Annotated in this window: 20 protein-coding genes and 1 pseudogene; 17 read left to right on the top strand and 4 right to left on the bottom strand. The window is 72.7% G+C overall.

The features are described 5' to 3' along the window. Nucleotides 1-13: 13 nt before the first annotated feature. Nucleotides 14-748, bottom strand: coding sequence for a FadR/GntR family transcriptional regulator (locus AQJ84_RS25815; RefSeq protein WP_030038410.1), 735 nt, complete (start codon nucleotides 746-748; stop codon nucleotides 14-16). A 93-nt stretch (nucleotides 749-841) separates the two neighbouring features. Here AQJ84_RS25815 and AQJ84_RS25810 point away from each other — a divergent pair, with 93 nt between their 5' ends. The 4 genes from AQJ84_RS25810 to AQJ84_RS25795 are packed head-to-tail and all read left to right on the top strand — an operon-like array spanning nucleotide 842 to nucleotide 5,329. Then, the gene (locus AQJ84_RS25810; protein ID WP_030038411.1) at nucleotides 842-2,212 is read left to right on the top strand and encodes a glutamine synthetase family protein; all 1,371 of its coding nucleotides are present in this window, start codon (nucleotides 842-844) and stop codon (nucleotides 2,210-2,212) included. A 7-nt stretch (nucleotides 2,213-2,219) separates the two neighbouring features. Beyond that, nucleotides 2,220-3,599: an aldehyde dehydrogenase family protein gene (locus AQJ84_RS25805; RefSeq protein ID WP_030038412.1), complete on the top strand. Its 1,380-nt coding sequence runs from the start codon at nucleotides 2,220-2,222 to the stop codon at nucleotides 3,597-3,599. Further along, the gene (locus AQJ84_RS25800; RefSeq protein WP_030038413.1) at nucleotides 3,596-4,387 is read left to right on the top strand and encodes a 3-oxoacyl-ACP reductase; all 792 of its coding nucleotides are present in this window, start codon (nucleotides 3,596-3,598) and stop codon (nucleotides 4,385-4,387) included. Before AQJ84_RS25805 ends, AQJ84_RS25800 begins: the two co-directional genes overlap by 4 nt. Nucleotides 4,388-4,414: 27 nt before the next feature. After that, a complete protein-coding gene (locus tag AQJ84_RS25795) occupies nucleotides 4,415-5,329 on the top strand; it encodes a DUF2510 domain-containing protein (protein ID WP_030038414.1) in 915 nt (304 codons plus the stop codon). A gap of 7 nt (nucleotides 5,330-5,336) precedes the next feature. On the opposite strand, the gene AQJ84_RS25790 is transcribed toward AQJ84_RS25795, so the two are convergent. After that, nucleotides 5,337-6,539, bottom strand: a complete 1,203-nt coding sequence (locus tag AQJ84_RS25790; protein WP_053190429.1) for an amino acid deaminase/aldolase — start codon at nucleotides 6,537-6,539, stop codon at nucleotides 5,337-5,339. A 1,877-nt stretch (nucleotides 6,540-8,416) separates the two neighbouring features. On the opposite strand from AQJ84_RS25790, the gene AQJ84_RS45145 reads away from it, so the two are divergent. From AQJ84_RS45145 to AQJ84_RS25770, 3 genes are read left to right on the top strand one after another with little or no spacing between them, the layout of a single operon-like run. Next, nucleotides 8,417-9,241 carry a hypothetical protein gene (locus tag AQJ84_RS45145; protein ID WP_030038418.1) on the top strand — a complete coding sequence of 275 codons (825 nt, stop codon included), beginning with the start codon at nucleotides 8,417-8,419 and terminating at the stop codon, nucleotides 9,239-9,241. A 14-nt stretch (nucleotides 9,242-9,255) separates the two neighbouring features. Further along, nucleotides 9,256-10,434, top strand: coding sequence for a type VII secretion-associated serine protease mycosin (gene mycP / locus AQJ84_RS25775; protein ID WP_053193128.1), 1,179 nt, complete (start codon nucleotides 9,256-9,258; stop codon nucleotides 10,432-10,434). 44 nt (nucleotides 10,435-10,478) lie between these two features. Beyond that, nucleotides 10,479-11,153: a TetR/AcrR family transcriptional regulator gene (locus AQJ84_RS25770; RefSeq protein WP_030038420.1), complete on the top strand. Its 675-nt coding sequence runs from the start codon at nucleotides 10,479-10,481 to the stop codon at nucleotides 11,151-11,153. A gap of 101 nt (nucleotides 11,154-11,254) precedes the next feature. On the opposite strand, the gene AQJ84_RS25765 is transcribed toward AQJ84_RS25770, so the two are convergent. After that, entirely contained in the window at nucleotides 11,255-12,346 is a 1,092-nt protein-coding gene (locus AQJ84_RS25765; protein WP_051869592.1) for a serine hydrolase, read from the bottom strand. Between the two features lie 150 nt (nucleotides 12,347-12,496). On the opposite strand from AQJ84_RS25765, the gene AQJ84_RS25760 reads away from it, so the two are divergent. After that, nucleotides 12,497-13,228, top strand: a complete 732-nt coding sequence (locus AQJ84_RS25760) for an SseB family protein (RefSeq protein WP_053193138.1) — start codon at nucleotides 12,497-12,499, stop codon at nucleotides 13,226-13,228. 16 nt (nucleotides 13,229-13,244) lie between these two features. Here the strand turns inward: AQJ84_RS25760 and AQJ84_RS25755 are convergent, their stop codons facing one another. After that, nucleotides 13,245-13,610 carry a DUF1844 domain-containing protein gene (locus AQJ84_RS25755; RefSeq protein WP_030038423.1) on the bottom strand — a complete coding sequence of 122 codons (366 nt, stop codon included), beginning with the start codon at nucleotides 13,608-13,610 and terminating at the stop codon, nucleotides 13,245-13,247. Between the two features lie 346 nt (nucleotides 13,611-13,956). Between AQJ84_RS25755 and infC the strand changes: the two are divergent. The 9 genes and pseudogenes from infC (at nucleotide 13,957) to AQJ84_RS25710 (ending at nucleotide 24,275) form a co-directional block, all read left to right on the top strand. Further along, nucleotides 13,957-14,650 (top strand): annotated as a pseudogene (infC, locus tag AQJ84_RS25750) (translation initiation factor IF-3). 111 nt (nucleotides 14,651-14,761) lie between these two features. Then, nucleotides 14,762-14,956 carry a 50S ribosomal protein L35 gene (gene rpmI, locus AQJ84_RS25745; RefSeq protein ID WP_003977225.1) on the top strand — a complete coding sequence of 65 codons (195 nt, stop codon included), beginning with the start codon at nucleotides 14,762-14,764 and terminating at the stop codon, nucleotides 14,954-14,956. Between the two features lie 100 nt (nucleotides 14,957-15,056). Next, nucleotides 15,057-15,440: a 50S ribosomal protein L20 gene (rplT, locus tag AQJ84_RS25740; RefSeq protein WP_018549117.1), complete on the top strand. Its 384-nt coding sequence runs from the start codon at nucleotides 15,057-15,059 to the stop codon at nucleotides 15,438-15,440. Nucleotides 15,441-15,619: 179 nt separating this feature from the next. Further along, a complete protein-coding gene (locus tag AQJ84_RS25735; RefSeq protein WP_030038425.1) occupies nucleotides 15,620-16,465 on the top strand; it encodes a TrmH family RNA methyltransferase in 846 nt (281 codons plus the stop codon). A 52-nt stretch (nucleotides 16,466-16,517) separates the two neighbouring features. Then, the gene (locus AQJ84_RS25730) at nucleotides 16,518-17,654 is read left to right on the top strand and encodes a sensor histidine kinase (RefSeq protein WP_053193118.1); all 1,137 of its coding nucleotides are present in this window, start codon (nucleotides 16,518-16,520) and stop codon (nucleotides 17,652-17,654) included. Between the two features lie 136 nt (nucleotides 17,655-17,790). Beyond that, nucleotides 17,791-18,912 carry a phenylalanine--tRNA ligase subunit alpha gene (gene pheS, locus AQJ84_RS25725; RefSeq protein ID WP_030038426.1) on the top strand — a complete coding sequence of 374 codons (1,122 nt, stop codon included), beginning with the start codon at nucleotides 17,791-17,793 and terminating at the stop codon, nucleotides 18,910-18,912. Further along, nucleotides 18,912-21,419 (top strand): phenylalanine--tRNA ligase subunit beta, encoded by a 2,508-nt coding sequence (pheT, locus tag AQJ84_RS25720; protein WP_030038427.1) that lies wholly within the window; start codon nucleotides 18,912-18,914, stop codon nucleotides 21,417-21,419. The genes pheS and pheT overlap by 1 nt, the downstream gene beginning before the upstream one ends. 167 nt (nucleotides 21,420-21,586) lie before the next feature. After that, entirely contained in the window at nucleotides 21,587-22,672 is a 1,086-nt protein-coding gene (locus tag AQJ84_RS25715) for a PP2C family protein-serine/threonine phosphatase (RefSeq protein WP_030038428.1), read from the top strand. A gap of 262 nt (nucleotides 22,673-22,934) precedes the next feature. Continuing rightward, nucleotides 22,935-24,275 carry a hypothetical protein gene (locus AQJ84_RS25710; RefSeq protein WP_030038429.1) on the top strand — a complete coding sequence of 447 codons (1,341 nt, stop codon included), beginning with the start codon at nucleotides 22,935-22,937 and terminating at the stop codon, nucleotides 24,273-24,275. Nucleotides 24,276-24,329 lie beyond the last annotated feature (54 nt).

Genomic DNA, 24,329 nt, shown 5'->3' with positions numbered 1-24,329 from the left:
CCATACCTTTTCGTCACGCCAGGAACCCCCTGAGGAGCGCCCCCGTTCCCGCGCAGTGTTCCCGCATCATCTCCCGCGCGCCGTCCGCGTCCCCGTCGAGGACCGCCTCCACCAGTGCGGAGTGCTGGCGCTGCGAGTGCTCCAGGTTGCGTACCAGCAGCGGGATGCAGTCGAGCAGGTCGTTGACCGAGGCCCGTACGGCCGCGTACTGCGCGGTCAGCGTCGGCGATCCGCACAGCTCGGCGAGCGTGAGGTGGAGCAGCGTGTCCAGTCGACGGTACTCCGACAGCGGGGCGTCCTGCGTGGCCACCAGTGCCTCCCGCAGCCGGCCCTCCTGCTCCGCCGACAGCCCGTGCGTCGCGCACAGCCCGGCCGCGCCCACCTCCAGCACCTCCCGGAAACGCAGGACGTCCTCGATGTCGACCTCGGTGATCCGCCGCCGCAGCTCGTCCTCGCCGCCGGCGTCCGCGCGCGGCAGCACGAACGTGCCGCCGTACCGCCCGCGCCGCGACTCCACCAGCCCCTGGTCCTGGAGCACCTTCAGCGCCTCGCGCAAGGTCACCCGGCTGATCCCGAGCCGCTCCGCGAGCTCCCGTTCGGCCGGCAGCCGCTCCCCGCCCGGCACCAGACCGAGCCGCACGACCTGAAGGATCTGTTCCAGTGCCTCCTCGAAGCCGTTGCCCGCCCGCACCGGCCGCAGCACCGGGGTCAACCGGTCCTCGCCGCCGCCGTCCGCATCGAGCGACATGAAGCGGTGCCCCCTTCCCAAGCAATGGTTCTCCGCAATACCTTATGGCTTCCGGCCCGGCCGAAAAAGCGAAGAAGCCGAAGGAGCTCTCCCGTGGCAGACCGCACACCCCCGCTCGGCATCGAGGAGCTGCACGCCCTCGTGGCGAGCGGTGAGATCGACACCGTCGTCCTGGCCTTCCCCGACATGCAGGGGCGGCTCCAGGGCAAGCGGTTCGCCGCCCGCTTCTTCCTCGACGAGGTCCTCCACCACGGCACCGAGGGCTGCAACTACCTCCTCGCCGTCGACACCGACATGAACACCGTCGACGGCTACGCGATGTCCTCCTGGGACCGCGGCTACGGCGACTTCGCCATGCACCCCGACCTGTCCACGCTCCGCCGCGTCCCCTGGAACGCCGGCACGGCGATGCTGGTGGCCGACCTCGCCTGGAACGACGGCTCCCCCGTGGTGGCCGCCCCCCGCCAGATCCTGCGCCGCCAGCTGGAACGTCTCGCCGAACACGGCTTCACCGCCCAGGTCGGCACCGAGCTGGAGTTCATCGTCTTCAAGGACACCTACGAGCAGGCGTGGGACGCGAACTACCGCGGGCTCACCCCGGCCAACCAGTACAACATCGACTACTCGGTGCTCGGCACCGGCCGTATCGAGCCCCTGCTGCGCCGCATCCGCAACGAGATGGCCGCCGCCGGCCTCACCGTCGAGTCCGCCAAGGGCGAGTGCAACCCCGGCCAGCACGAGATCGTGTTCCGCTACGACGAGGCCCTGGTCACCTGCGACCAGCACGCCCTCTACAAGACCGGCGCCAAGGAGATCGCCGCCCAGGAAGGCGTGTCGATCACCTTCATGGCCAAGTACAACGAGCGCGAGGGCAACTCCTGCCACATCCACCTCTCGCTCGCGGACGCGGACGGCAACAACGCCATGGCGGGCTCGGCGCAGGAGCCGGGCGGCATGTCCGAGGTGATGCGCCACTTCCTCGCCGGACAGCTCGCCGCGCTGCGCGACTTCTCCCTGCTCTACGCCCCCAACATCAACTCATACAAGCGGTTCCAGCCGGGCTCCTTCGCCCCGACCGCCGTCGCCTGGGGCGTCGACAACCGCACCTGCGCGCTGCGGGTGGTCGGCCACGGCCGCTCCCTGCGCTTCGAGAACCGGCTGCCCGGCGGAGACGTGAACCCGCACCTCGCCGTGGCCGGGCTGGTGGCGGCGGGTCTGTACGGCATCGAGCAGAAGCTTGAGCTGCCGGAGGTCTGCACGGGCAACGCGTACACCGCCGAGTACGCGCACGTGCCCACCACGCTCCGCGAGGCCGCCGAGCTGTGGGAGAACAGTCCGATCGCCAAGGCCGCCTTCGGCGACGAGGTCGTCGCGCACTACCGCAACATGGCCCGCGTCGAACTGGACGCCTTCGACGCCGCGGTGACCGACTGGGAGCTGCGCCGCTCCTTCGAACGCATGTGAGGCCCTCTTGTCTGCCGAGTACACGCTGGACGTACTGAACCCCGCCACCGAGGAGGTCGTCGCCACCGTCCCCGGCGCCACCGCCGCCGACGTCGACGCGGCCGTCGTACGCGCCACGAACGCACAGGCCCGGTGGGCCGCCCTCGCGCCCGGCGACCGGGCCCGGCTGCTGCGCCGGTTCGCCCTCGCGGTGGACGACCATCTCGAGGAGCTGGCCCGGTCCGAGGTCCGGGAGGCCGGCCACACCATCGGCAACGCCCGCTGGGAGGCGGGCAACGTCCGCGACCTGCTGGACTACGCGGCCGGGGGAGTGGAGCGGCTCACGGGGCGTCAGATCCCGGTGCCCGGCGGCCTCGACGTGACCATCCTCGAACCGCTGGGCGTCGTGGCCGTCATCGCGCCCTGGAACTTCCCGATGCCGATCGCGGCCTGGGGCACGGCCCCGGCGCTCGCGGCCGGCAACGCGGTGATCCTCAAGCCAGCCGAGACGACCCCGCTCACCGCCCTGCGCCTGGCCGAACTCGCCCTGGAGGCGGGCCTGCCCGAGGGTCTCTTCCAGGTGCTGCCCGGCCACGGTCCGGTCGCGGGCAACGCGCTCGTCGAGCACCCGGGTGTCGCGAAGATCGTCTTCACGGGGTCCACGTCCGTGGGCAAACAGGTGTTGGCGAGAGGCTCGGCCCTGCTCAAGCGGGTCACCCTCGAACTCGGCGGCAAGAGCCCCAACATCGTCTTCGCCGACGCGGACATCGAGGCCGCCGCCGCGGCGGCTCCCATGGCCTTCCTCGACAACTCCGGCCAGGACTGCTGCGCCCGCACCCGCATCCTCGTCCAGCGCGGTGTGTACGACCGGTTCCTGGACCTGCTGGCCCCGGGCATCGAGTCGGTCCGCGTCGGCGACCCGGCCGACGAGCGGACCCAGATGGGCCCGCTGATCTCCAGGGCCCAGCTGGACCGGGTCCGCTCCTACGTCGACCAGGACGCCCCCGGCCTCCGCGGCAAGGCCCCCGAGGGCCCCGGCTTCTGGTTCCCGCCCACCGTCCTGACTGGCACCGACCCGCACGCGCGCGTGGCCGTCGAGGAGGTCTTCGGGCCGGTCGCCGTGGTCCTGCCCTTCGAGGACGAGGCGGAGGCCGTGGCCCTGGCCAACGCCACCGACTACGGCCTCTCCGGCTCCATCTGGACCCGGGACGTGGGCCGCGCCCTGCGCGTCTCCCAGGCCGTCCGCGCGGGCAACCTGTCCGTCAACTCGCACTCCAGCGTCCGCTACTGGACGCCCTTCGGCGGCTACAAGCAGTCCGGTCTCGGTCGCGAGCTCGGCCCGGACGCCCTCACCGCCTTCACCGAGACCAAGAACGTCTTCATCAGCACGGAGGGCCCCGCACAGTGACCCCATCGACCGAGGAAAACATCTGCCGGCGTCTCGTCGGCCGTACCGCCGTCATCACCGGAGCCGGCAGCGGCATCGGTCTCGCCACCACGCGCCGGCTCGCCTCCGAGGGCGCACACGTCGTCTGCGGCGACGTCGACGAGGCCCGCGGCAAGGCGGCCGCCGAGGAGGTCGGCGGAACGTTCGTGAAGGTCGACGTCACCGACCCCGAGCAGGTCGAGGCGCTGTTCAGGACCGCCTACGACACCTACGGCAGCGTCGACGTCGCCTTCAACAACGCCGGCATCTCCCCGCCCGACGACGACTCCATCCTGGAGACCGGCCTGGAGGCCTGGAAGCGCGTCCAGGAGGTCAACCTGACCTCCGTCTACCTGTGCTGCAAGGCCGCCATCCCCTACATGCGGCGGCAGGGCAGGGGGTCCATCATCAACACGGCGTCCTTCGTGGCGAGGATGGGCGCCGCCACCTCCCAGATCTCGTACACCGCCTCCAAGGGCGGCGTCCTGGCCATGTCCCGTGAACTGGGCGTGCAGTTCGCCAGGGAGGGCATCCGGGTCAACGCCCTGTGCCCCGGCCCGGTCAACACCCCGCTTCTGCAGGAGCTGTTCGCCAAGGACCCCGAGCGGGCCGCCCGCCGGCTCGTGCACATCCCGGTCGGCCGGTTCGCCCGGGCCGAGGAGATCGCCGCCGCCGTCGCCTTCCTGGCCAGCGACGACTCCTCCTTCGTGAACGCCACCGACTTCCTGGTCGACGGCGGAATCTCGGGGGCGTACGTCACACCGCTGTAGGCGGCGCCCTACAGTGCCGGGATGAGCATGACGCCCTCGCCCGGCTGGTACCCCGACCCGTCGGCGCCCCATCTGGAGCGCTGGTGGGACGGGGCCGTATGGACAGAACACCGGCGCGTACCGGAGGCAGTCGAGACGCCCACGCCGCCCGCGCCGTCCGAGCCGGGCGGCGCGGCGTCCGGGCGGGCGAAGGCCGTGGCCCTCACGACCGCGGCCGTCGTCCTCGTCGCCGCGATCGTCACCGGAGTGGCCGTGCTCGGCGAGGACGACGACAGCGGCCCCGTGGCGGACGCCCTGCCGACGGCCGTCACCTCCCCGCCCGTCACCCCGACGACCGGCCCGCCGACCTCCTCGGCGCCGCCCGGCGATCCCGACGTCGTGGTGGACCAACTCAACGGCATCACCCTGCCGTTGCCGGACGGCTGGACCAGGCCGGAGAACGTCGCCGAGGACGACGTCGTGATGACCACCGACGACGGGACCTACGACTGCCCGGCAGGCATCGGCACCTGCCGCCACGGCCTAGTCCTCACCCACACGGTCACCGAGAACGACGAGCGGTCGCCGCGGGCCCTCGCCGAGCAGGACATCGCGGACGCGGCCGACGCGGCGTACGAGCACGACACCCTCGACCGGCGCGTCCACGGCGGCATCGAGTCGCACCGGACCGTCAGGTCCGGGCAGGTCGCGGTGGCGGGACGCGCCGGCTACCTCGTGCGCTGGCGGGTCAGGACGGCCGAGGGGCCTGGTGGTTACGTCCAGTCCCTCGCCTTCTCGTCCAGTGTCGGCAGCGAGTCACCGGTGATCGTGCGGTTCGTCTTCGACGCCGGTCCGGACGGGCCGCCGCTCGCCGACATGGACCGGATCACCAAGGGAATCCGGCCGGTCGGCGACGCGGACACCGGCGGAGGCGTGGGCAGCAGCATCGGCCCCACCGGCTGACCCCGGCCTACAGGAACGTGTGGCCCTCCCCGCGATACGTCGGCACGGTCCCCGTCACCGCGTCCCCCTCGATCAGGTGCAGCGCGTCGAACCGCTCGCACAGCTCACCGGCCTTCGCGTGGCGGAACCACACCTTGTCGCCGAGCAGCAGGTCGTCGGCCGGCGAGCCGAGCAGCGGCGTCTGGACCTCGCCGGGCCCCTCCTGCGGGTCGTACTTCAGTCCCTCCGGCAGATACGGCACCGGCAGCCGGTCGGGCCCGGCCGCACCGGAGGCGGGATACCCGCCGCCGAGCACCGTCACGACCCCGACACCCGGCCGCCGTACGACGGGCTGGGCGAAGAGCGCGGCCGGACGCCCGCTGAAAGACGTGTAGTTGTCGAACAGCCGCGGCACGTACAGCCCCGATCCGGCGCCGATCTCGGTGACCGCGTCCTCGGCGGCGGTGTGCTGCACACTGCCCGTGCCGCCGCCGTTGACGAACTCCAGGTCCGGTACGACGGCCCGGACCGCGCGCACCACCCCGGCGCGCCGCTCGGCGAGCTCCCGGCGGGCGGTGGCCTGCATGAGCCGCACGGCACGGGAACGCAGCGGCCGCCCGGCGACCGCGTCGCCGACACCCGCGATGTGCCCCTCGTACGCCATGATCCCGGCGACCTTGAACCCCGGCCGCCGGGCCACCGCACGGGCCATGTCGGCGACCTGGGCGGGGGAGTGCAGCGGCGAGCGCCGCGCTCCGACGCGCACCCGCCCGCCGAACATTTTCAGCGAGGTGTCCAACTCCAGGCAGACCCGCACGACTTCGCGACCGCCGCCGCGCGCCTCGTCGATGAACCGGAGCTGTGCCGGGTTGTCGACCATCACGGTCACGGCGGCGGCGAGCTTCGGATCGGAGGCGAGCTCGGCGAACCCGGCGCGGTCGGCGGAGGGATAGGCGAGCAGGATGTCGTCGAACCCGCTCCGCGCCAGCCACAGGGACTCGGCGAGGGTGAAGGACATGATGCCCGCGAAACCGTCCTTGGCCAGGACGCGTTCCAGAAGGGCCCGGCAGCGTACGGACTTGCTGGCGACGCGGATCGGCTTGCCGGCGGCGCGGCGGACGAGATCGTCCGCGTTCGCGTCGAAGGCGTCCAGGTCCACGATCGCGAGGGGGGCGTCGAGATGGGCGGTGGCCCTGTCGTAACGGGCCCGGTCGGCGGCGCGCGCAGTCATGGACGCAGCCTGCCAGACTGGATTACCGCAGGGTAGGGGGACGTTCCGGGCAGATGCCCCGGCCTCGCGGACTGGTTCCCGTTCGCGCAGGAACAACCCGTAGAGTGACGCGCACGCACGGAGGATCGCTCCACCGCCGGTCGCAGGCCGCGGGATGCCGGTCCGGCCGTGCGGGTATGCGTGCCCGGACGGCCTCGTCCGCACCGGGCGGGCCCACGACATCCGCGGCCCGCGTACGAGGAGACGGCCCGGGCACGAGGAAACGGGGGGTGGCCCGCATGAGCACCGAAGCACGCCGCCCCGCCGTCCCCCCGCGCCCCTCGACGCCACCCCGCCCGCCCGGGCCGCCCGCGGTGGGGGAGGGCGAGCCCGACGACTCGGGCCGGCCCGGCTCCTCGGACGCGCCCCGAGGCCGCGCCGATCACGTGAACGGGCGGGACATCGGCACCGACGGCGACGCGGCCCGGCGGAGCGCAGGCACCGACGGCGACGCGCGGCCCGACAGTTCTCCCCGAGACTGGTTCGGCGGCGACAGGGGCCGGGGCGCGACCGACGGGGCGGGCCGGGGTTGGTCCGAGGGGGAAGGCCGAAGCTTGACCGACACGGCACGTCGTGGCTGGTCCGACGCGGCAGACCGGGGCTGGTCGGCCGGCGCGGGCCGGGCGAGCGACGCGGAAGCGGGCGGGCACCGGCCCGACGGGACGGGCTCCACCGCCACCTCCCCGGGGCGACAAGGCACGGTGCCGGGAGGGTTTTCCGCCGCCCGTGGTCCGGTCGCCTCCGCGAGCGGTGACGGCTACGGCGCGGTGACGTCGCCCCGGCGCGCCGCGGAGAGCGACGGGACCGGCGCGACCACCACGCCCCGGACCGACCGACCCCGCATCCCGAGAACCTCCCCCCGGCCCGCGGGCTCCCCGCCCCCGCCACCGCCCCGGGCCTCGGCCCGCTTCCCGGACACCCCGCCGACAGCGGGCGGCGACACGGCACGAGAGAACGTCCACCGGACGAGCCCGGGCCCGATGCCGCCCCGCCCTCGTTCCGCGCCGTCGGGTTCGGGTTCGGGTTCGGGTTCGGGTTCGGGTTCGGGATCGGTTCCGTCAGGCCCGGCCTCGGAATCGGTGGCGTCCGGCGCCGGTTCCGCGCTGTCGCCTTCGGGGTCCGTGCCACCGCGCCCGAGCACCCCGCCCTCCGGGTCGGGCCCGATTCCTCCCCGTCCTGGTGCCGCGCCCGCCACACCGCATCCCGTGCCGCCCCGGCCGGGCCATCGCCCGCCGATACCGCCCCACCGCGCCGGCGTGCCCGCTCAGACCGCCGCGGAGACGACCTTCCGGATGCGGCCGATTCCCGTGGAAACGCCGTCCGAGACGGACGCGCGCCGGAGCGCGGAGTCGGGCGAGCCGGTACGCCGGCCGGACGCCCCGTCCAGGCCGCCCCGCCCCACCCGTCAGGCGCAGGCCGCCGATCGCGCCGCCGGACCGCGGGCGGGCTCCGCACCCGCCGAGGCCGCGGGCGCCCCACGCACTCCCATGGCGTCCACCGGCCCTGACGCCGATCCGCACACGCCCTCGGCGTCCGGCGGCCGTCCCGGTGGAACGCGCATGACCTCCGGGCCCGCCGCCCCGGCCGACAGCCCGCGTACGCGCCCGGCGTCCACCGGTCCTTCCGGTCACCCGCGCACGCCCTCCGCGTCCCTCGGCGGGCTTCGTGCCCCGTTGCCCCCCGCCGTCCCCGTCGAGGACCGGCGAACGCCTCCGGCACCGGCCGCCCCGCCGTCCGTCACCCCCGGTGCGGGGTCCGCGCCGACGAACCCCGACCCCGCCCTCTCCTGGAGCGCCCCCATGGCGCCGGGCGGGACGGCCGGTGCGAGCCGGCCCGTGATCTCGTTCGGGGAGCCGGAGGGGTTCGACGAACAGGCGCCGTCGCGGTCGCGGTCACGGACGTTCGGCGTGCGGGTACGGCCGCGCATCGCCCTGGTGGCCGCCTGCGTCGTCCTCGGACTCGGGCTCATCGGCGGTGCCGTGACCGGGACCTGGCTCATCGGGGAGCCGGGGGAGAGCGGCACCCGCGACACCTTCGCCGCCGCGCGCGGCCTGTGGCACAACATCCCGGTCGACCAGCTGTTCCCGCCCACGGTCGAGGGCCAGGGCGCGGGCCCCGGCGGCTCCGACCGGGCCTGGACGCGGATCGCGGTGGCCCCCGACAGCGGCTGTCAGAACGCCTTCGACCCGCTGCTGCGCAAGGCCCTGTCGACGGTGGGCTGCAGCCGTCTCCTGCGCGCCACCTACACCGACGCCACCCAGAGCTACGTCACCACCGTCGGCATCCTCTTCACGAAGGCCGACGCCGCCGCGACGACCACCCTGAACAAGAGGTTCGAGGACGAGGACCTCGGCAGCCGCGACGACCTCATGCCCCGGCCGTACGCCGCCAAGGGCACCGTCGCAGCCGGCTTCGGTCCCGAGCAGCGTGCCTCCTGGACCATCTCGGTCCTGACCGACGCCCCCGTCGTGGTCTACGCCGTCTCCGGCTGGGCGGACGGCCGTACGGTCGACGCCCCGGAGCCCGCCGCCGAGGCCATGAAGTCCGGCGCCACCACCGCCCCCGCCCAGGCCGGCCTCGGCAACGAGGCCCAGGGGCTCGCCGACCGCGTCGAACGCGGACTGCGCAAGACCGTCAGCTCGCCCACGGAGAAGACCTCATGAGCCGCGTGCGCCGGATGAGCAGCAGGACCCGCAGAGCCGGAACCCTGAGCGTCCTGCTCGCGGCGTCGATCGCGCTGGTCCCGCCCACCGCCGCGCACGCCGACGGCATACGCGCCAAGCAGTGGGCCCTGGACGCCATGCACACCCAGGAGGCCTGGCGCACCACCAAGGGGGCGGGCGTCACCGTCGCCGTCCTGGACACCGGTGTCGAGGCCGACCACCCCGACCTGGACGGCAACGTCCTCACGGGCAAGGACATGGTCGGCTTCGGCGCGAAGGAGGGCGACCGCTCCTGGGCCCGCCACGGCACCGCGATGGCCGGCATCATCGCAGGCCACGGACACGGCGTCGGGGACGGCGACGGCGTCATGGGTATCGCCCCCGAGGCGAAGATCCTTCCCGTCCGGGTGATTCTCGAGGACGGCGACCCGGCGCGCGCCAAGGCCCGCAGCACCCGCGGCAACGCGCTCGCCGAGGGCATCCGCTGGGCCGCCGACCAGGGTGCCGACGTCATCAACCTCTCCCTGGGCGACGACTCCGCCTCCGCCCACCCCGAACCCGCCGAGGACGAGGCCGTCCAGTACGCCCTGAAGAAGGGTTCCGTCGTCGTCGCCTCGGCCGGCAACGGCGGCGAGAAGGGCGACCACATCTCCTACCCGGCCGCCTACCCGGGCGTGATCGCCGCGACCGCCGTCGACCGCCTGGGCACCCGCGCCTCCTTCTCCACCCGCCGCTGGTACGCCACGGTCAGCGCCCCCGGCGTCGACGTCGTCATCGCCGACCCCGACCACAAGTACTACGAGGGCTGGGGCACGAGCGCCGCCTCCGCCTTCGTCTCCGGCGCGGTCGCGCTCATCAAGGCCGCCCACCCGGACCTCACCCCCGCACAGGTCAAGAAGCTCCTGGAGAGCACGGCCCGCAACGCCCCGGCCGACGGCCGCGACGACTCCCGCGGCTTCGGCTTCATCGACCCGGCCGCCGCCCTCGCCGCGGCCGACCGCCTCAAGCCGGAGGGCCTCCAGGCCGCCGCCTACGGCGACCGGTACTTCGGCTCGGGCCCCGACGCCGCCACGGACGAGAACACCACCGCGGACTGGGCGGCCCCCCTGGCGGGCACCCTCGGCGGACTCCTCCTGATCGCGGCGGTCCTCCTGTGGCGCGGCCGCCGAACCCGCTACGACGACGACTTCTAGACCGAGCGGGCCGGTCTGCCCGCGTTCCCGTGCGCGTCCAGAATCTGCGACTCACCGACTGCGCGAGGCGATCGACGCCGCCTCGTATCCGGCAGCGGGCGATCCTCGACACCGCGGCGGCCATGCTCGAGGAGATGCCGGTGAGTGCGGTCAGTCTCAACGAGCTGAGCCGGCGCGTGGGCCTGGCGAAGTCCAACGTGCTCAGGTACTTCGAGTCGCGCGAGGCCGTCCTGCTGGAACTGCTGGACCACAACTGGCGGCGATGGACGGCCGAGCTCCCCGCCCAGCTGGACGCGGCGATCGCCTCCGACGCCACGGCGCAGCAGCGTGGTCAGGCATTCGCGGCCGTGCTGACCCGTTCCGTCGCGCAGAACCGGGTGCTGTGCGACCTGCTCAGCGCACAGGCCGGCGTCCTGGAGCACAACGTCTCCGCCGACGTGGCCGCCCGCTACAAGCGATCCGCCCTTGACAACGTCGCCGCGCTGGCCGCCCTGGCCCGCCGTCACCTTCCCGAACTGGGCGACCGGGCCGGGCAGCTGAGCGCCCAGGCCGTCATGGTGATCGGCGCGGTGTGGACCCACGCCCGGCCCTCCGCGGCCATGCTCGCCGCCTACGCCGCGGACCCCTCGCTCGCGGCCCTGCGCATGGACTTCACCGGCACCCTGGAGGAGATGCTGGCCACGCTCGTCGCCGGGACCACGGCCCGGGCGGAGGGCTGATCACGCGGGGTCATCTGCCGGAGCCGGCGCCGGGAGCACACAGTGGCGACGACTCAACCCGCTTGCCGTGACCTTGTAGGCGGCCTTGGTTCACCCGGGACTCACCGCGTGACCGCCACCGAGGCGGAGTCCGAAACCGGTTCGTCCGTGTCGGTGGCCGTGCCCGTGGATGGGGCCGTGGACGGGGCCGTGCCCGTGGCCGTGGATGGGGACGTGTCCGTGTCCGTGAACACCGACAGCGCCGCCTTCGCCACCCGCTCCACCAGCGAGATTCCCGCCGCCTGCGTCGAGTTGCCCTTCGACAGGACGGCCACCAGATAGTCGGAGCCGTGCGCCGTCACCCGTCCGATGCTGTTGATGTCCCACAGCCCGGTGGTGCTGCGTGGCAGCCAGCCGTTCTTGAGGGCCCACCCGGAACCGTCCGCCGCGGCGGAGACCCCCCAGTCCTGCCCGGTGGCGATCCGCCCCATGAGTTCCCGCAGGTACGTCCGCGAGGCCTCGCTCAGTTCCGAGTCGGCTCCGAAGACCTGCCGGAGCAGGGTGAGCTGGTCGGTGGCCGTGGTCTGGGTCAGTCCCCACAGCATGTCGTCGCCGCCCTCGGTGTCCGCGAGTCCGAGGCGCACGTTCGCCGCGTCGAGGCCGTCCGCCTTGCCGATGGCCCGCCACAGGGCCGACGCGGAGGTGTTGTCGCTGTGCTCGATCATCGCGGTGGCGTACGACCTCTCCCGCGCGGTGAGAGGCCGGTCGGCGTCCTGCGCCTGGAGCAGCAGGGCCGCCAGGATGTCGACCTTGACGATGCTCGCCGTGTCGAAGAGGCCCTCGCCGTACGAGGCACCCACGCCGGAGTCGAGGTCGAGCACGGCCGCGGACACCTCCGCGTCGTCCGCCCCGCCCACCGACCGCATGGCGGCGGCCAGCAGACCGTCGTGGTCGACGGCCGGCGCCGCCACAGGTTCCACCGATGCCTCCTGGTCCGACGAAGCGGAAGTCGCGGCCGACGACGAGGCCGACGGCGTCGCCGCCGACGATACGACGCCCCCACCCGAGTGCGCCCGCGCCTGCACGTAGACGGTCCCGGCCGCCGTACCCCCGAGGACGGCGACGGAGGCGAGCGCGGTGTACAGCAACGGCCGGCGTCGGAAGGGCCGGGAGGAACGGGAGCGGCGGTTGCGGGGGGCTCTGGAAGACTCCATGCCCGCGATGGTCGGGGCGCCGACTGTGCGGGCCGTTAGACGGACGTTAGATGTGGGTCAGGGAAATCCGAGAAACCTGTGAAGTGGGTCACGGCCGCGTTTCCGGGCCCGCACAAGCCCAGCAGCATCCCCCCTATAGGGTCGGTGATCGTGGCGAACAAGAACATTCCCGACCCCGGCTTCTCCGACGACGACGGCTCGGCCGACCCCCGGCTGAGCGCGGCGCTCGCCGCCTGGGCCGAGGACGGCTCCGCCGTCGGCCCTGTCCTGGAGGCCCTCAAGGGCGCCCGGCTCCTAGTCCCCGTCGTGGCCGTGCTCGGCGAGGTCGAGGAGGACGAGAACGGACTGCGCCGCGAGAAGACCAGCGACATGGCCGTACCCACCCTGAAGGCCGGCCACCGCACCGCCCTGCCCGCCTTCACCTCCACCGAGTCGCTGGCCCGCTGGGACGCCTCGGCCCGCCCGGTCGCCGTACCGCTGCACCAGGCGCTCCAGGCCGCCGCGCACGAGAAGGCGGACACGGTGGTGCTGGACATGGCCGGGCCGGTTCCGTTCGAGCTGACGGGGACCGCGCTGCTGGCGCTCGCGGAAGGGCGTACGACCACGGATCCGCTCGCCGACCCGGCCGTCGTCGCGGCGGTTCGGGACGTCGTGGCCGCCGAACCCGCCGTGCTGCGTGCCCACCTCGGCCCCGGGCAGGCCGACGGCACCCTCGCCCTCGTGCTGGACGCGGCCGCCTCCCCGCCCGAGGTCGCCCGGGCGGTCGCCGAGCGGCTCGCCGCCGACCGGACGCTGAGGGCCCGCCTGGTGCGCGGCCTCGACCTGGCACTGCTGCCTGCCGGGGCGACGCCACCGGGCGAGCCCTTGTACGTACGCGGCTGAGAAGCCGTGGCCCGGACTAGCCGTAGATCGGGCCGGTGTACTTCTCGCCGGGGCCCTGGCCCGGCTCGTCGCGGACGAGCGACGCCTCGCGGAAGGCCAGCTGCAGCGACTTCAGGCCGTCGCGCAGCGGGGCGGCGTGGAAGGAGCTGATCTCGGTCGCGCTTCCGTCCAGCAGACCGGCCAGGGCGTGGATCAGTTTGCGGGCCTCGTCCAGGTCCTTGTACTTGTCGCCCTCCTCGGTGAGGCCGAGCTTCACCGCGGCGGCGCTCATCAGGTTGACGGCGACCGTCACGATCACCTCGACGGCGGGGACCTCCGCGATGTCGCGGGTCATCTCGTCGAAGTCGGGGGCATCGGGGGACTCAGGAGGGGTGTCACTCATGCCCCACACGATAGGCCCCGGTGTACGCCGGTTAGCACCACCCCCGGGTAGCTGCTAACCTTGTGTGACGACCGGCCGGACACGCGTGTGTAAGTGTGACTGGCCCACAAGTGGAGGCTCCGATCTCCCACCTGACCGTCCCCCGGGACGGCGGGTCACCCCGGTCAGGCGGCCACCATCGTTCCGTACGGACGATGGAGTCGTCCGAAAGCGCGCCCCGCGGCATCACCGCGGCGGTGCTCCGGTAGTGCTTGGAGCCCCGCCTGTGATCGTCCGGGGCATTTTTTGTGCTTCGGCGCGGTTAGGTCTGTCAAAAGAGACATACGCGGCCGTCCGCCAGATGGCCGTGTGGTGCTAACCGAGGAGGATCCATCAGCGCCGAGCCCCGCATCAACGACCGGATTCGCGTTCCCGAGGTGCGACTTGTCGGTCCCAGTGGCGAGCAGGTGGGCATTGTCCCGCTGGCCAAGGCACTGGAGCTTGCGCAGGAGTACGACCTGGACCTGGTCGAGGTCGCGGCGAACGCCCGTCCGCCTGTGTGCAAGCTCATGGACTACGGGAAGTTCAAGTACGAGTCGGCCATGAAGGCCCGTGAGGCGCGCAAGAACCAGGCGCACACGGTCATCAAGGAGATGAAGCTCCGGCCGAAGATCGACCCGCACGACTATGACACCAAGAAGGGTCACGTCGTCCGGTTCCTCAAGCAGGGCGACAAGGTCAAGATCACGATCATGTTCCGTGGTCGCGAGCAGTCCCGGCCCGAGTTGGGCTACCGACTGCTGCAGCGTCTCGCGGAGGACGTCCAGGACCTCGGTTTCGTCGAGTCGAACCCGAAGCAGGACGGCCGAAACATGATCATGGTTCTCGGTCCGCACAAGAAGAAGACCGAGGCGATGGCCGAGGCCCGCCAGGCGCAGGAAGCCCGCAAGGCAGAAGCGAAGGCCAACCCCGGCAAGTCGCAGAACGCCGCGGAGTCCGACCACGTCGAGGAGGTCGAGGCTCCGGCCGAGACTTCCGTCGAGGCTCCGGCCGAGGCGTGACCCCGGGGGACGCGAGTCCCCAGGACGTAACCGATACAAGAGCGACGCTCCACCGTGCCCGGTTTTCGTGACCGGGCACCGGAGCGCCACCGACGAGGAGAGAACGGCGCTATGCCGAAGAACAAGTCGCACAGCGGTGCCAGCAAGCGCTTCAAGATCACCGGCTCCGGCAAGGTGCTCCGTGAGCGTGCCGGCAAGCGCCACCTGCTCGAGCACAAGTCGTCCCGTGTGACGCGTCGCCTCACCGGCAACGCCGAGATGGCCCCGGGCGACGCCGCGAAGATCAAGAAGCTTCTCGGCAAGTGACGCGACGGCGCCTCCACTGAGCGCCGTACGTCAAGACCGGGACCCAATCGATACCGGGCCGCGTGAGTCCAACCGCGGCCCCGCTACAAGGAGTTAACAAGTGGCACGCGTCAAGCGGGCAGTCAACGCCCACAAGAAGCGCCGGGCGATCCTCGAGGCGGCCTCCGGCTACCGCGGTCAGCGTTCGCGCCTGTACCGCAAGGCCAAGGAGCAGGTCACCCACTCGCTGGTCTACAACTACAACGACCGCAAGAAGCGCAAGGGTGACTTCCGTCAGCTGTGGATCCAGCGCATCAACGCCGCTGCCCGCGCCAACGGCATCACCTACAACCGCTTCATCCAGGGTCTGAAGGCCGCCAACGTCGAGGTCGACCGCAAGATCCTGGCCGAGCTGGCCGTCAACGACGCCGGTGCCTTCGCGGCGCTCGTCGAGGTCGCCCAGAAGGCGCTGCCGGCGGACGTGAACGCGCCCAAGGCCGCGTGACGCCGCGCTGGGCCTAGGCCGACGTGACTGTACGGACCCGTGGGTTTTCTGCCTGCGGGTCCGTTGCGTTGAGCGGTGCGGCGGGTTCGGCACCGCCGTAGTCCGCCGTCGTGGTTGATCGCCGTAGCGGCGGAGCACTCTCCGCCCCCCGGCGGAGAAGAGTGCTGAAAGTGAGTCCGATGTCTGCTGCCTCCGAGCTGATCTCCCCCCGTTCCCCCCGCGTCGCCGCCGCCCGGCGGCTCGCCCGGCGGAACTTCCGGGGGAAGGAGCGGCTGTTCCTCGCGGAGGGACCGCAGGCCGTGCGGGAGGCGGCGGCGCACGACTCCACGCTGGTCGAGCTCTTCACCACCCCGGAGGCCGCCGAGCGCTACGCCGACATCATCGGCGAGGCCCGGGACGCCGGGGCCCGCGTACACCTCGCCGACGAGCAGGTCATCGCCGACATCTCCACCACCGTCACCCCGCAGGGACTCGTCGGGGTCTGCCGGTTCCTCGACACGCCCTTCGAGGAGATCCTCGCGGCCCGGCCCCGGCTGGTCGCCGTGCTCGCGCACGTCCGGGACCCCGGGAACGCCGGGACCGTCCTGCGGTGCGCCGACGCCGCCGGCGCCGAGGCCGTCGTCCTGACCGACGCCTCCGTCGACCTCTACAACCCCAAGGCCGTACGGGCCTCCGTCGGCTCGCTGTTCCACCTCCCCGTCGCCGTGGGCGTCCCCGTGGAGCGGGCCGTCGAGGGCCTCAAGGAGGCCGGCGTCCGCATCCTCGCCGCCGACGGCGCCGGGACGGACGACCTCGACGGCGAGCTCGACAAGGGCACCATGGGCGGGCCGACCGCCTGGGTGTTCGGCAACGAGGCCTGGGGGCTCCCCGAGGAGACCCGCGCACTGGCGGACGCCGTGGTGCGCGTCCCGATCCACGGGAAGGCCGAGAGCCTGAACCTCGCCACCGCCGCCGCCGTATGTCTCTATGCGTCGGCCCGTGCACAGCGCGCCTCCGGAGGGTGCCGCTCCGTCACCGAGAGCTAGTAGGGTGACCAGCTCGGGGGCCCCTCAGACGCCTGAGAGGTGGGGTACGGGGATGAGTGTCGGCACGAGCAGCGCACCGGGAGCACGGGACGTACGGCGCCCGCCCGCGCCGCGGCCCGGTGATCTCGCCGAGCTCGGTATCGATCCCGACCAGCTGCCCGACGGACTCGTCGTCGCGGACGAGCACGGGCACGTGGTCTGCTTCAACGCCGCGGCGGCCCGGATCACCGACCTCCCCGCCGAGGACGCCCTCGGACAGCGGCTGGAGAAGGCCCTGCCGTTAGAGGACCTGGAGGGCCGGCGGTGGTGGCAGCTGACCGACCCCTACGGCGGTCTCGCCATCCGGGTCGGACAGCCCGAGCGCAACCTGCTGCTGCCCGGCGGCCGTGAGGTCCTCGTCTCCGCGAAGTTCGTCCGGACGCGGCCCACCGGACCCGTCCACCGGGTCGTCGTCAGCCTCCGCGACACCGAGGCCCGCCGCCGCACCGAGCGCAGCCACGCCGAGCTGATCGCCACCGTCGCCCACGAGCTGCGCTCGCCGCTCACCTCGGTGAAGGGGTTCACCGCCACCCTCCTCGCGAAGTGGGAACGCTTCACCGACGACCAGAAACGCCTGATGCTGGAGACCGTCGACGCCGACGCCGACCGCGTCACCCGGCTCATCGCCGAGCTGCTCGACATCTCACGCATCGACTCCGGGCGCCTGGAGGTCAGGCGCCAGCCCGTCGACATCGGCGCCGCCGTCGGCCGGCACATCCAGGCGTACGTCGCCGCAGGCCTCGCCGCCGACCGGTTCCTGCTGCGGATGGCACAGCCGCTGCCCGCCCTGTGGGCCGACCCCGACAAGATCGACCAGGTGCTCAGCAACCTGCTGGAAAATGCGGTGCGGCACGGCGAGGGAACCGTCACGATTGACATCACGCCCACGGCGTCCCCCCGCGAGGGCGAGGACACCGGCACGTCGGTCACGGTGAGCGACGAGGGGTCCGGCATCCCGGAGGAGTCCATGAACCGCGTCTTCACCCGCTTCTGGCGGGGCAGCAAGCGCGGCGGCACCGGGCTCGGGCTCTACATCGTCAAGGGCATCGTCGAAGCCCACGGCGGCACCATCACGGTCGGCCGCGCCACCGGCGGTGGCGCCGAGTTCCGATTTACGTTGCCCGTGAGCGCTCCGGCCTACCTGACCTGAGCGGCCCGCGGGCGCATTCGTCCACCCCCACCCCGTTAGACTCGGCCATTGGCACCTTTGCGTCCCCGTTCAGGGACGACGCGTCCCCCGAGTCGGGACGGGGACCATCCGCCAGCAATCGGAAGCACGGGAAGAGATGTCGGCACCGAATAAGTCGTACGACCCTGTCGAGGTCGAGGCGTTGAAACCGGAAGAGATCGAGCGCATGCGGGACGAGGCGCTCGCCGCCTTCGCTGCCGCGGACTCCCTCGACGCGCTCCAGGAGGCCAAGGTCGCCCACACCGGCGGCACCTCCCCGCTGGCCCTCGCCAACCGCGAGATCGGCGCGCTGCCCCCGCACGCGAAGGCCGCCGCCGGCAAGCTGGTGGGCCAGGCCCGCGGCGCCGTGAACAAGGCCCTCGCCGCCCGCCAGGCCGAGCTGGAGGCCGAGCGCGACCAGCGCGTGCTGGTCGAGGAGGCGGTGGACGTCACGCTGCCGTACGACCGCGTACCGGCCGGCGCCCGCCACCCGCTCACCACCCTGTCGGAGCGCATCGAGGACGTGTTCGTGGCCATGGGCTACGAGGTCGCCGAGGGCCCGCAGGTCGAGGCCGAGTGGTTCAACTTCGACGCGCTGAACATCGGCCCGGACCACCCGGCCCGCGGCGAGGCCGACACGTTCTTCGTGCAGGGCGAGGGCGGCGGCACCGAGTCCGGTGTCGTGCTGCGCACCCACACCTCGCCCGTGCAGATCCGCTCCCTGCTCGACCGCGAGCTGCCGGTCTACGTGATCTGCCCCGGCGTCGTCTACCGCACCGACGAGCTGGACGCCACGCACACGCCCGTCTTCCGCCAGGTCGAGCTGCTCGCCGTGGACGAGGGCCTGACCATGGCCGACCTCAAGGGCACCATGGACCACATGGTCCAGGCCCTGTTCGGCGAGGGCATGAAGACCCGGCTGCGGCCGAACTTCTTCCCCTTCACCGAGCCGTCCGCCGAGATGGACATGGTCTGCTACGTGTGCCGCGGCGAGTCCGTCGGCAACCCCGACCGCCCCTGCCGCACCTGCTCCAGCGAGGGCTGGATCGAGCTCGGCGGCTGCGGCATGGTCAACCCCAAGGTGCTGACCGCCTGCGGCGTGGACCCGGAGAAGTACAGCGGCTTCGCCTTCGGGTTCGGCATCGAGCGAATGCTGATGTTCCGCCACAACGTCGAAGACATGCGAGACATGGTCGAGGGTGACGTCCGGTTCACCCGGCCGTTCGGGATGGAGATCTGATGCGGGTCCCGCTTTCTTGGCTGCGGGAGTACGTCGACCTGCCGGCGACTCAGACCGGACGTGACGTCCAGGCCAAGCTCATCTCGGCCGGTCTCGAGGTCGAGACCGTCGAGCACCTCGGCGCCGACCTCAAGGGCCCCCTCGTCGTCGGCCAGGTGCTGACCATCGAGGAGCTGGAGGGCTTCAAGAAGCCGATCCGCTTCTGCACGGTCGACGTCGGCCAGGCCAACGGCACCGGCGAGCCCCAGGAGATCGTCTGCGGCGCCCGCAACTTCGCCGTCGGCGACAAGGTCGTCGTGGTCCTCCCCGGCGCCACGCTGCCGGGCGGCTTCTCGATCTCCGCCCGCAAGACGTACGGCAAGACCTCCCACGGCATGATCTGCTCCGGCGACGAGCTGGGCATGGGCGACGACGGCAGCCACGGCATCATCGTGCTCCCCCCCGAGACCGAGGTCGGCAAGGACGCCATCGAGCTGCTCGAACTGGTCGACGAGGTCCTGGACATCGCCGTCACCGCCAACCGCGGCGACTGCCTGTCCATCCGCGGCGTCGCCCGCGAGACGGCCATCGCCTACGGCCTCCCGCTCAGCGACCCGGCCCTCCTCGACGTGCCCGGCCCGAACGCCTTCGGCTACCCGGTGCAGGTCTCCGAGCCGGTCGGCTGCGACCGCTTCACCGCCCGTACCGTCTCCGGTCTCAGCCCCGAGGCGCGCTCCCCGATCTGGCTGCAGCGCCGACTGCAGAAGGTCGGCATGCGCCCGATCTCGCTCGCCGTCGACGTCACCAACTACGTGATGATGGAGCTCGGCCAGCCGCTGCACGCGTACGACCGCTCGCTCGTCCAGGGCACCATCGGCGTCCGCCGGGCCGAGGAGGGCGAGCAGATCGTCACCCTCGACGGCGTCACCCGCACCCTGCACGCCGAGGACCTGGTGATCACCGACGAGCGCGGCCCGATCGGCCTCGCCGGCGTCATGGGCGGCGCCGACACGGAGATCGCCGACCACGAGGACGGTGCCACCACCGACGTGGTCATCGAGGCCGCCCACTTCAACGCGGTCTCCATCGCCCGTACGGCCCGCCGCCACAAGCTGTCCTCCGAGGCGTCCAGGCGCTTCGAGCGCGGCGTCGACCCGCAGGCGGCCTCCGCCGCCGCGCAGCGGACGGTCGACCTGCTGGTGCTGCTCGCGGGCGGCACCGCCGAGGCCGGCGTCACCGAGGTCCTCGCGCCGTCCGCGCCGCACACCATCACCATGCCGGCCGACCACCCGGACCGGGTCGCGGGCATCGAGTACGGTCGCGAGACCGTCGTACGCCGTCTCCAGGAGATCGGCTGCGACGTGTACGGGCAGGACGAGCTGATCGTCACCGTGCCGTCCTGGCGGCCCGATCTCGGCGAGGTCAACGACCTGGCCGAGGAGGTCATCCGCCTGGAGGGCTACGAGAACCTGCCCTCCACGCTGCCCAAGCCCCCCTCCGGCCGCGGCCTCACCCACCGCCAGCGGCTGCACCGCCGCGTCGGCCGGGTGCTGGCCGGTGCCGGCTACGTCGAGGCGCCCAACTACCCGTTCGTCTCCGAGCAGGTCTTCGACCAGCTCGCACTGGACGCCGACGACCCGGCCCGCCGGGTCGTCAAGCTGGTCAACCCGCTCAACGACGAGGAGCCGGCCCTCCGGACCTCGCTGCTGCCCGGCCTGCTCGGCGCGCTGCGGCGCAACGACGGCCGGGGCTCGCACGACCTCGCGCTGTTCGAGACCGGCCTGGTCTTCCTCCCGCGCGAGGAGCAGCGGGCCGCCGTCTCGCCGCCCGTCGACCGGCGTCCCACCGACGAGGAGATCGCCGAGCTGAACGCCGCGCTGCCCGACCAGCCACGCCACGTCGCCGTCGTCCTCGCGGGCGCCCGCGAGCAGGCCGGCTGGTGGGGCAAGGGCCGTCCCTCCGACTGGGCCGACGCGGTCCAGGCGGCGCGCGCGGTGGCGGGCGAGGCCGGTGCGGAACTCGTGGTGCGCGGCGGGCAGTACGGGCCGTGGCACCCCGGGCGGTGCGCCGAGCTGGTGATCGTCACCGACGGTGCGGAGCGGGTCGTCGGTCACGCGGGTGAGCTGCACCCGCGCGTGGTGAAGGCCCTGGGCCTGCCCGCGCGTACCTGCGCGATGGAGCTCGACCTGGACGCGGTGGAGCGGGTGGGCGACTCGACTCCGCAGGCGCCGGGCATCTCCACCTTCCCGGTCGCCACGCAGGATGTCGCGCTGGTGGTCGACAAGTTCGTACCGCACGCCGACGTGGAGGCCGCGCTGCGTGACGGGGCGGGTGAACTGCTCGAGGCGATCCGGCTGTTCGACGTGTACGAGAACGCCGAGCAGCTCGGTGACGGGCGGAAGTCCCTGGCCTACGCGCTGCGCTTCCGGGCGGCTGACCGGACGCTGACAGTGGACGAGGCGTCGGCGGCCCGGGACGCGGCGGTGGCCCTCGCGGGCGAGCGTACGGGGGCAGTGCTGAGGGGCTAGCCGTTGCGGGGGACATGCCCCCTACAACCCCCATACCGGTCACCTCACTCGATGGGGTGACTTCTCCCGGTGATCGGGCCCTCTCGGGTCATACGATCGACAGAATCGGACCGGCCCTTCGGGGTCGGTCCGATTGCGCTTGCAGGGCCTGATGGGGGGCCGTCGGCATGATCCGTACCAAGGCTGGGGTGCCCCGCCGGCCGCTGCGGCGGGCCCTCGCGCTGGGCCTGCCCACCGTCTGGGGAGCCGTCGCGATCACCTACAAGCTCGGCTGTCCGCTCGCCCGGCAAAGCGGCCTCGAGGCACGCGTCGCCACCAGTGCCGTCTTCTTCGTCGTCGGCACCGGACTGATACTGCACGTCCGGCACGCCCTGCTGCGCGAGCTCCGGCAGGCACGGCAGGTCGCCGGCGCCGCCCAGAGCGCGCTGCTGCGGCCGCTGCCCCCGCGCATCGACGGGCTGGACGTCGCCGCCGCCCAGTTGTCGGCGGACCGGGGAGCCACCATCGGCGGCGACCTGTACGAGGCCGTCGCCACCGAACACGGCGTGCGGGTCGTGATGGGCGATGCGCGCGGACACGGACTGGCGGCGATCGGCACGGCCGCGGCCGTCCTCGGCAGCTTCCGCGAGGCCGTCCACGACGAGGCCGGACTCGACGGTGTGCTGCGCCGATTGGAGCGCGCCCTGGCCCGGCATCTGCGCGAGCAGGCCCGCGCGGAGCACCCCTCGGCCGGCCCGGAGCCGGATCATCCGGCCGCCGAGGAGTTCGTGACCGTACTGCTGCTGGAGATCCGTCGGGACGGGGAGGTGCACGCCCTCAACTGCGGGCATCCATGGCCGTATCTGATCAGCGGCACCCAGGTCGAACCCCTCGCCAGGGCGGACCCCCTGCCGCCGCTCGGGGCGTTCCCGCTGCCGTCCGACCTCGCGCCCGCCCACCGGGGCCGTCTGCTGCCGGGCGAGGCACTGGTGCTCCACACCGACGGTGCCGAAGACGCGAGGGACTCCCGTGGCCGGTTCTTCCCCCTCTCCCGAGCGCTGGCGGACGCCGTCCGGGACCGGCCCTCGGCAGGTCCCCAGGTTGTCCTGGGATCGGTCTTCACCGCGCTCCTGCGCCACACGGGAGGCGCCCCCTCCGACGACGTGGCCCTGCTGGTGCTGCGCAACGACCGGACGGCCGGGTGCGTTTCCGGGGTACCGCCCGGGACCGCGCGGGCCGCCACGACCGACCCGCAGCCGACCAACCACCTCTGAGGCCACCGGCGTTGCCAGTGCGCCGCCCGCCCCGCCACGGAGTGTCGGGCAGGCAGCCGGGCGGACGGCGCGGAGTCGGGCCGCCGCACTGTACGAGGGGGAGCCGGCGGCCCGGCCGGCCTCTTGCGAGGCATTTCAGTCAACCGGCTGGAAACTCTCCGCAACAGTGTGCACACAGCGCGGATTCGAGTACTCCGTTCACACCCCGTGTGAAGGCGGACCCACTACTCTGACGGCACCGAGCCACCCGGGGGGCCATCCCATGCAGCCCAACACTCTGCTCGACGCGATCCTGGACGAGGCGGGCATCTCGCACGCGGGACTCGCCGCCCATGTGAACCAGGCCGGCCGGGCGCGCGGACTCGCGCTCAGGTACGAACACACCGCGGTGGCGCGGTGGTTGAAGGGCCAGCGGCCCCGGGGTCAGGTGCCCGACCTGATCTGCGAGGTGCTCGCCGGCCGGCTGCACCGGCCGGTCACCCTCGACGACATCGGTCTCGGCGTGCCGGGCGAACCCTCCGCCCCGCACGGCACCTCGCTGTCCGGGTTCGTGGAGCGGGCCACCGCCCTGTGGCGCTCCGACGAGCAGCAGCGCCCGCACATCCTGGGCGCGCCCGCGGTCACCGGTACGCCCGCCGTGATGCCGGTGTGGGAGTGGGAGAACCCGCCCGAGGACGTCGACGTGTCGCGGGGCGGCCGCCACCGGGTCACCCCCGCCGACATCGAGATGCTGCGCGCGGCCCGTGCCCACTACGAGCAGATGTACCGCAAGGCCGGCGGTGTGGCGACCCGTACCCGGATCGTCGGCTTCCTGAACGCCGAGGCCGCCCCGCTGCTGCGCGGCAGCTACACCGACGAGACGGGCCGTCAACTGCACCGGGCCACCGGCGGGCTGGTCGCGGTCGCCGGGATCTGCGCGTACGACTCGGACGCGCACGGGCTCGCCCAGCGCTACTTCCACCAGGCGCTCAGGCTGGCCAAGGCCAGCGGGGACCGCGGCCTGGGCGCCTACGTGATCGCGCTCCTCGTCAACCAGGCACTGTTCATGCGCGAGTACCGGCAGGCCGTCGCCTTCGCCGAGGCCGCGCTGCGCGCCGCCGGCCCGCACATCACCCCGGCGCTCGCCTCCGACCTGTACGCGATGCAGGCGAAGGCGTACGCGCACCTCGGCGACGGCACGAGCGCGCTGTCCTGCATCCGGCGGGCCGAGCAGGCCGCCGACCGCATCCGGCGCGGATACGAGCCGGCCGAGACGGGCTATGTCCAGCCGGGACTCGTCAACGTCCAGGTGGCGGAGGCGCTGCTGAGCCTCGGTGAGGTGGCGGCGGCGCGGGAGCACGCCATGGCCGCCGTCGACAACCCCGCCCACGACCGGGGCCGGGTGCACCGGCTCGCCATGCTCAGCACGATCGAGCTGCGCCAGGGCAACGCCGACAAGGCGGTGGTCATCGCGGTGCAGATGGCCGAACAGGCCCGCGGAATGGAGTCCCAGCGGCTGCGCGACAGACTCCGGGCGGTGCGCGAACACCTCGTGCGCAGCGGCTGCGCGGGCACGGCCGAGGCGGCCGAACTCATTGACGGGGCACTGCGCGTACCGCTGTAGACCGGAACGTGGGCACCGACACCTCATCGTCCCTGCTGCGATATTGCCACTTAC

The sequence above is a fragment of the Streptomyces resistomycificus genome (assembly GCF_001514265.1).
GTDB classification, from domain to species: domain Bacteria; phylum Actinomycetota; class Actinomycetes; order Streptomycetales; family Streptomycetaceae; genus Streptomyces; species Streptomyces resistomycificus.
Note: the sequence above shows the minus strand (reverse complement) of the source record. Positions and strands in the feature narration are given on the sequence as shown.

Excerpts from the sequence above, each read along its gene's own strand:
- AQJ84_RS25815 (WP_030038410.1), bottom strand. The coding sequence starts at position 748 with ATGTCGCTCGATGCGGACGGCGGCGGCGAGGACCGGTTGACCCCGGTG.
- AQJ84_RS25795 (WP_030038414.1), top strand. The coding sequence starts at position 4,415 with ATGACGCCCTCGCCCGGCTGGTACCCCGACCCGTCGGCGCCCCATCTG.
- AQJ84_RS25790 (WP_053190429.1), bottom strand. The coding sequence starts at position 6,539 with ATGACTGCGCGCGCCGCCGACCGGGCCCGTTACGACAGGGCCACCGCC.
- mycP (WP_053193128.1), top strand. The coding sequence starts at position 9,256 with ATGAGCAGCAGGACCCGCAGAGCCGGAACCCTGAGCGTCCTGCTCGCG.
- AQJ84_RS25765 (WP_051869592.1), bottom strand. The coding sequence starts at position 12,346 with ATGGAGTCTTCCAGAGCCCCCCGCAACCGCCGCTCCCGTTCCTCCCGG.
- AQJ84_RS25755 (WP_030038423.1), bottom strand. The coding sequence starts at position 13,610 with ATGAGTGACACCCCTCCTGAGTCCCCCGATGCCCCCGACTTCGACGAG.
- rpmI (WP_003977225.1), top strand. The coding sequence starts at position 14,762 with ATGCCGAAGAACAAGTCGCACAGCGGTGCCAGCAAGCGCTTCAAGATC.
- AQJ84_RS25735 (WP_030038425.1), top strand. The coding sequence starts at position 15,620 with ATGTCTGCTGCCTCCGAGCTGATCTCCCCCCGTTCCCCCCGCGTCGCC.
- AQJ84_RS25730 (WP_053193118.1), top strand. The coding sequence starts at position 16,518 with ATGAGTGTCGGCACGAGCAGCGCACCGGGAGCACGGGACGTACGGCGC.
- pheS (WP_030038426.1), top strand. The coding sequence starts at position 17,791 with ATGTCGGCACCGAATAAGTCGTACGACCCTGTCGAGGTCGAGGCGTTG.
- pheT (WP_030038427.1), top strand. The coding sequence starts at position 18,912 with ATGCGGGTCCCGCTTTCTTGGCTGCGGGAGTACGTCGACCTGCCGGCG.
- AQJ84_RS25715 (WP_030038428.1), top strand. The coding sequence starts at position 21,587 with ATGATCCGTACCAAGGCTGGGGTGCCCCGCCGGCCGCTGCGGCGGGCC.
- AQJ84_RS25710 (WP_030038429.1), top strand. The coding sequence starts at position 22,935 with ATGCAGCCCAACACTCTGCTCGACGCGATCCTGGACGAGGCGGGCATC.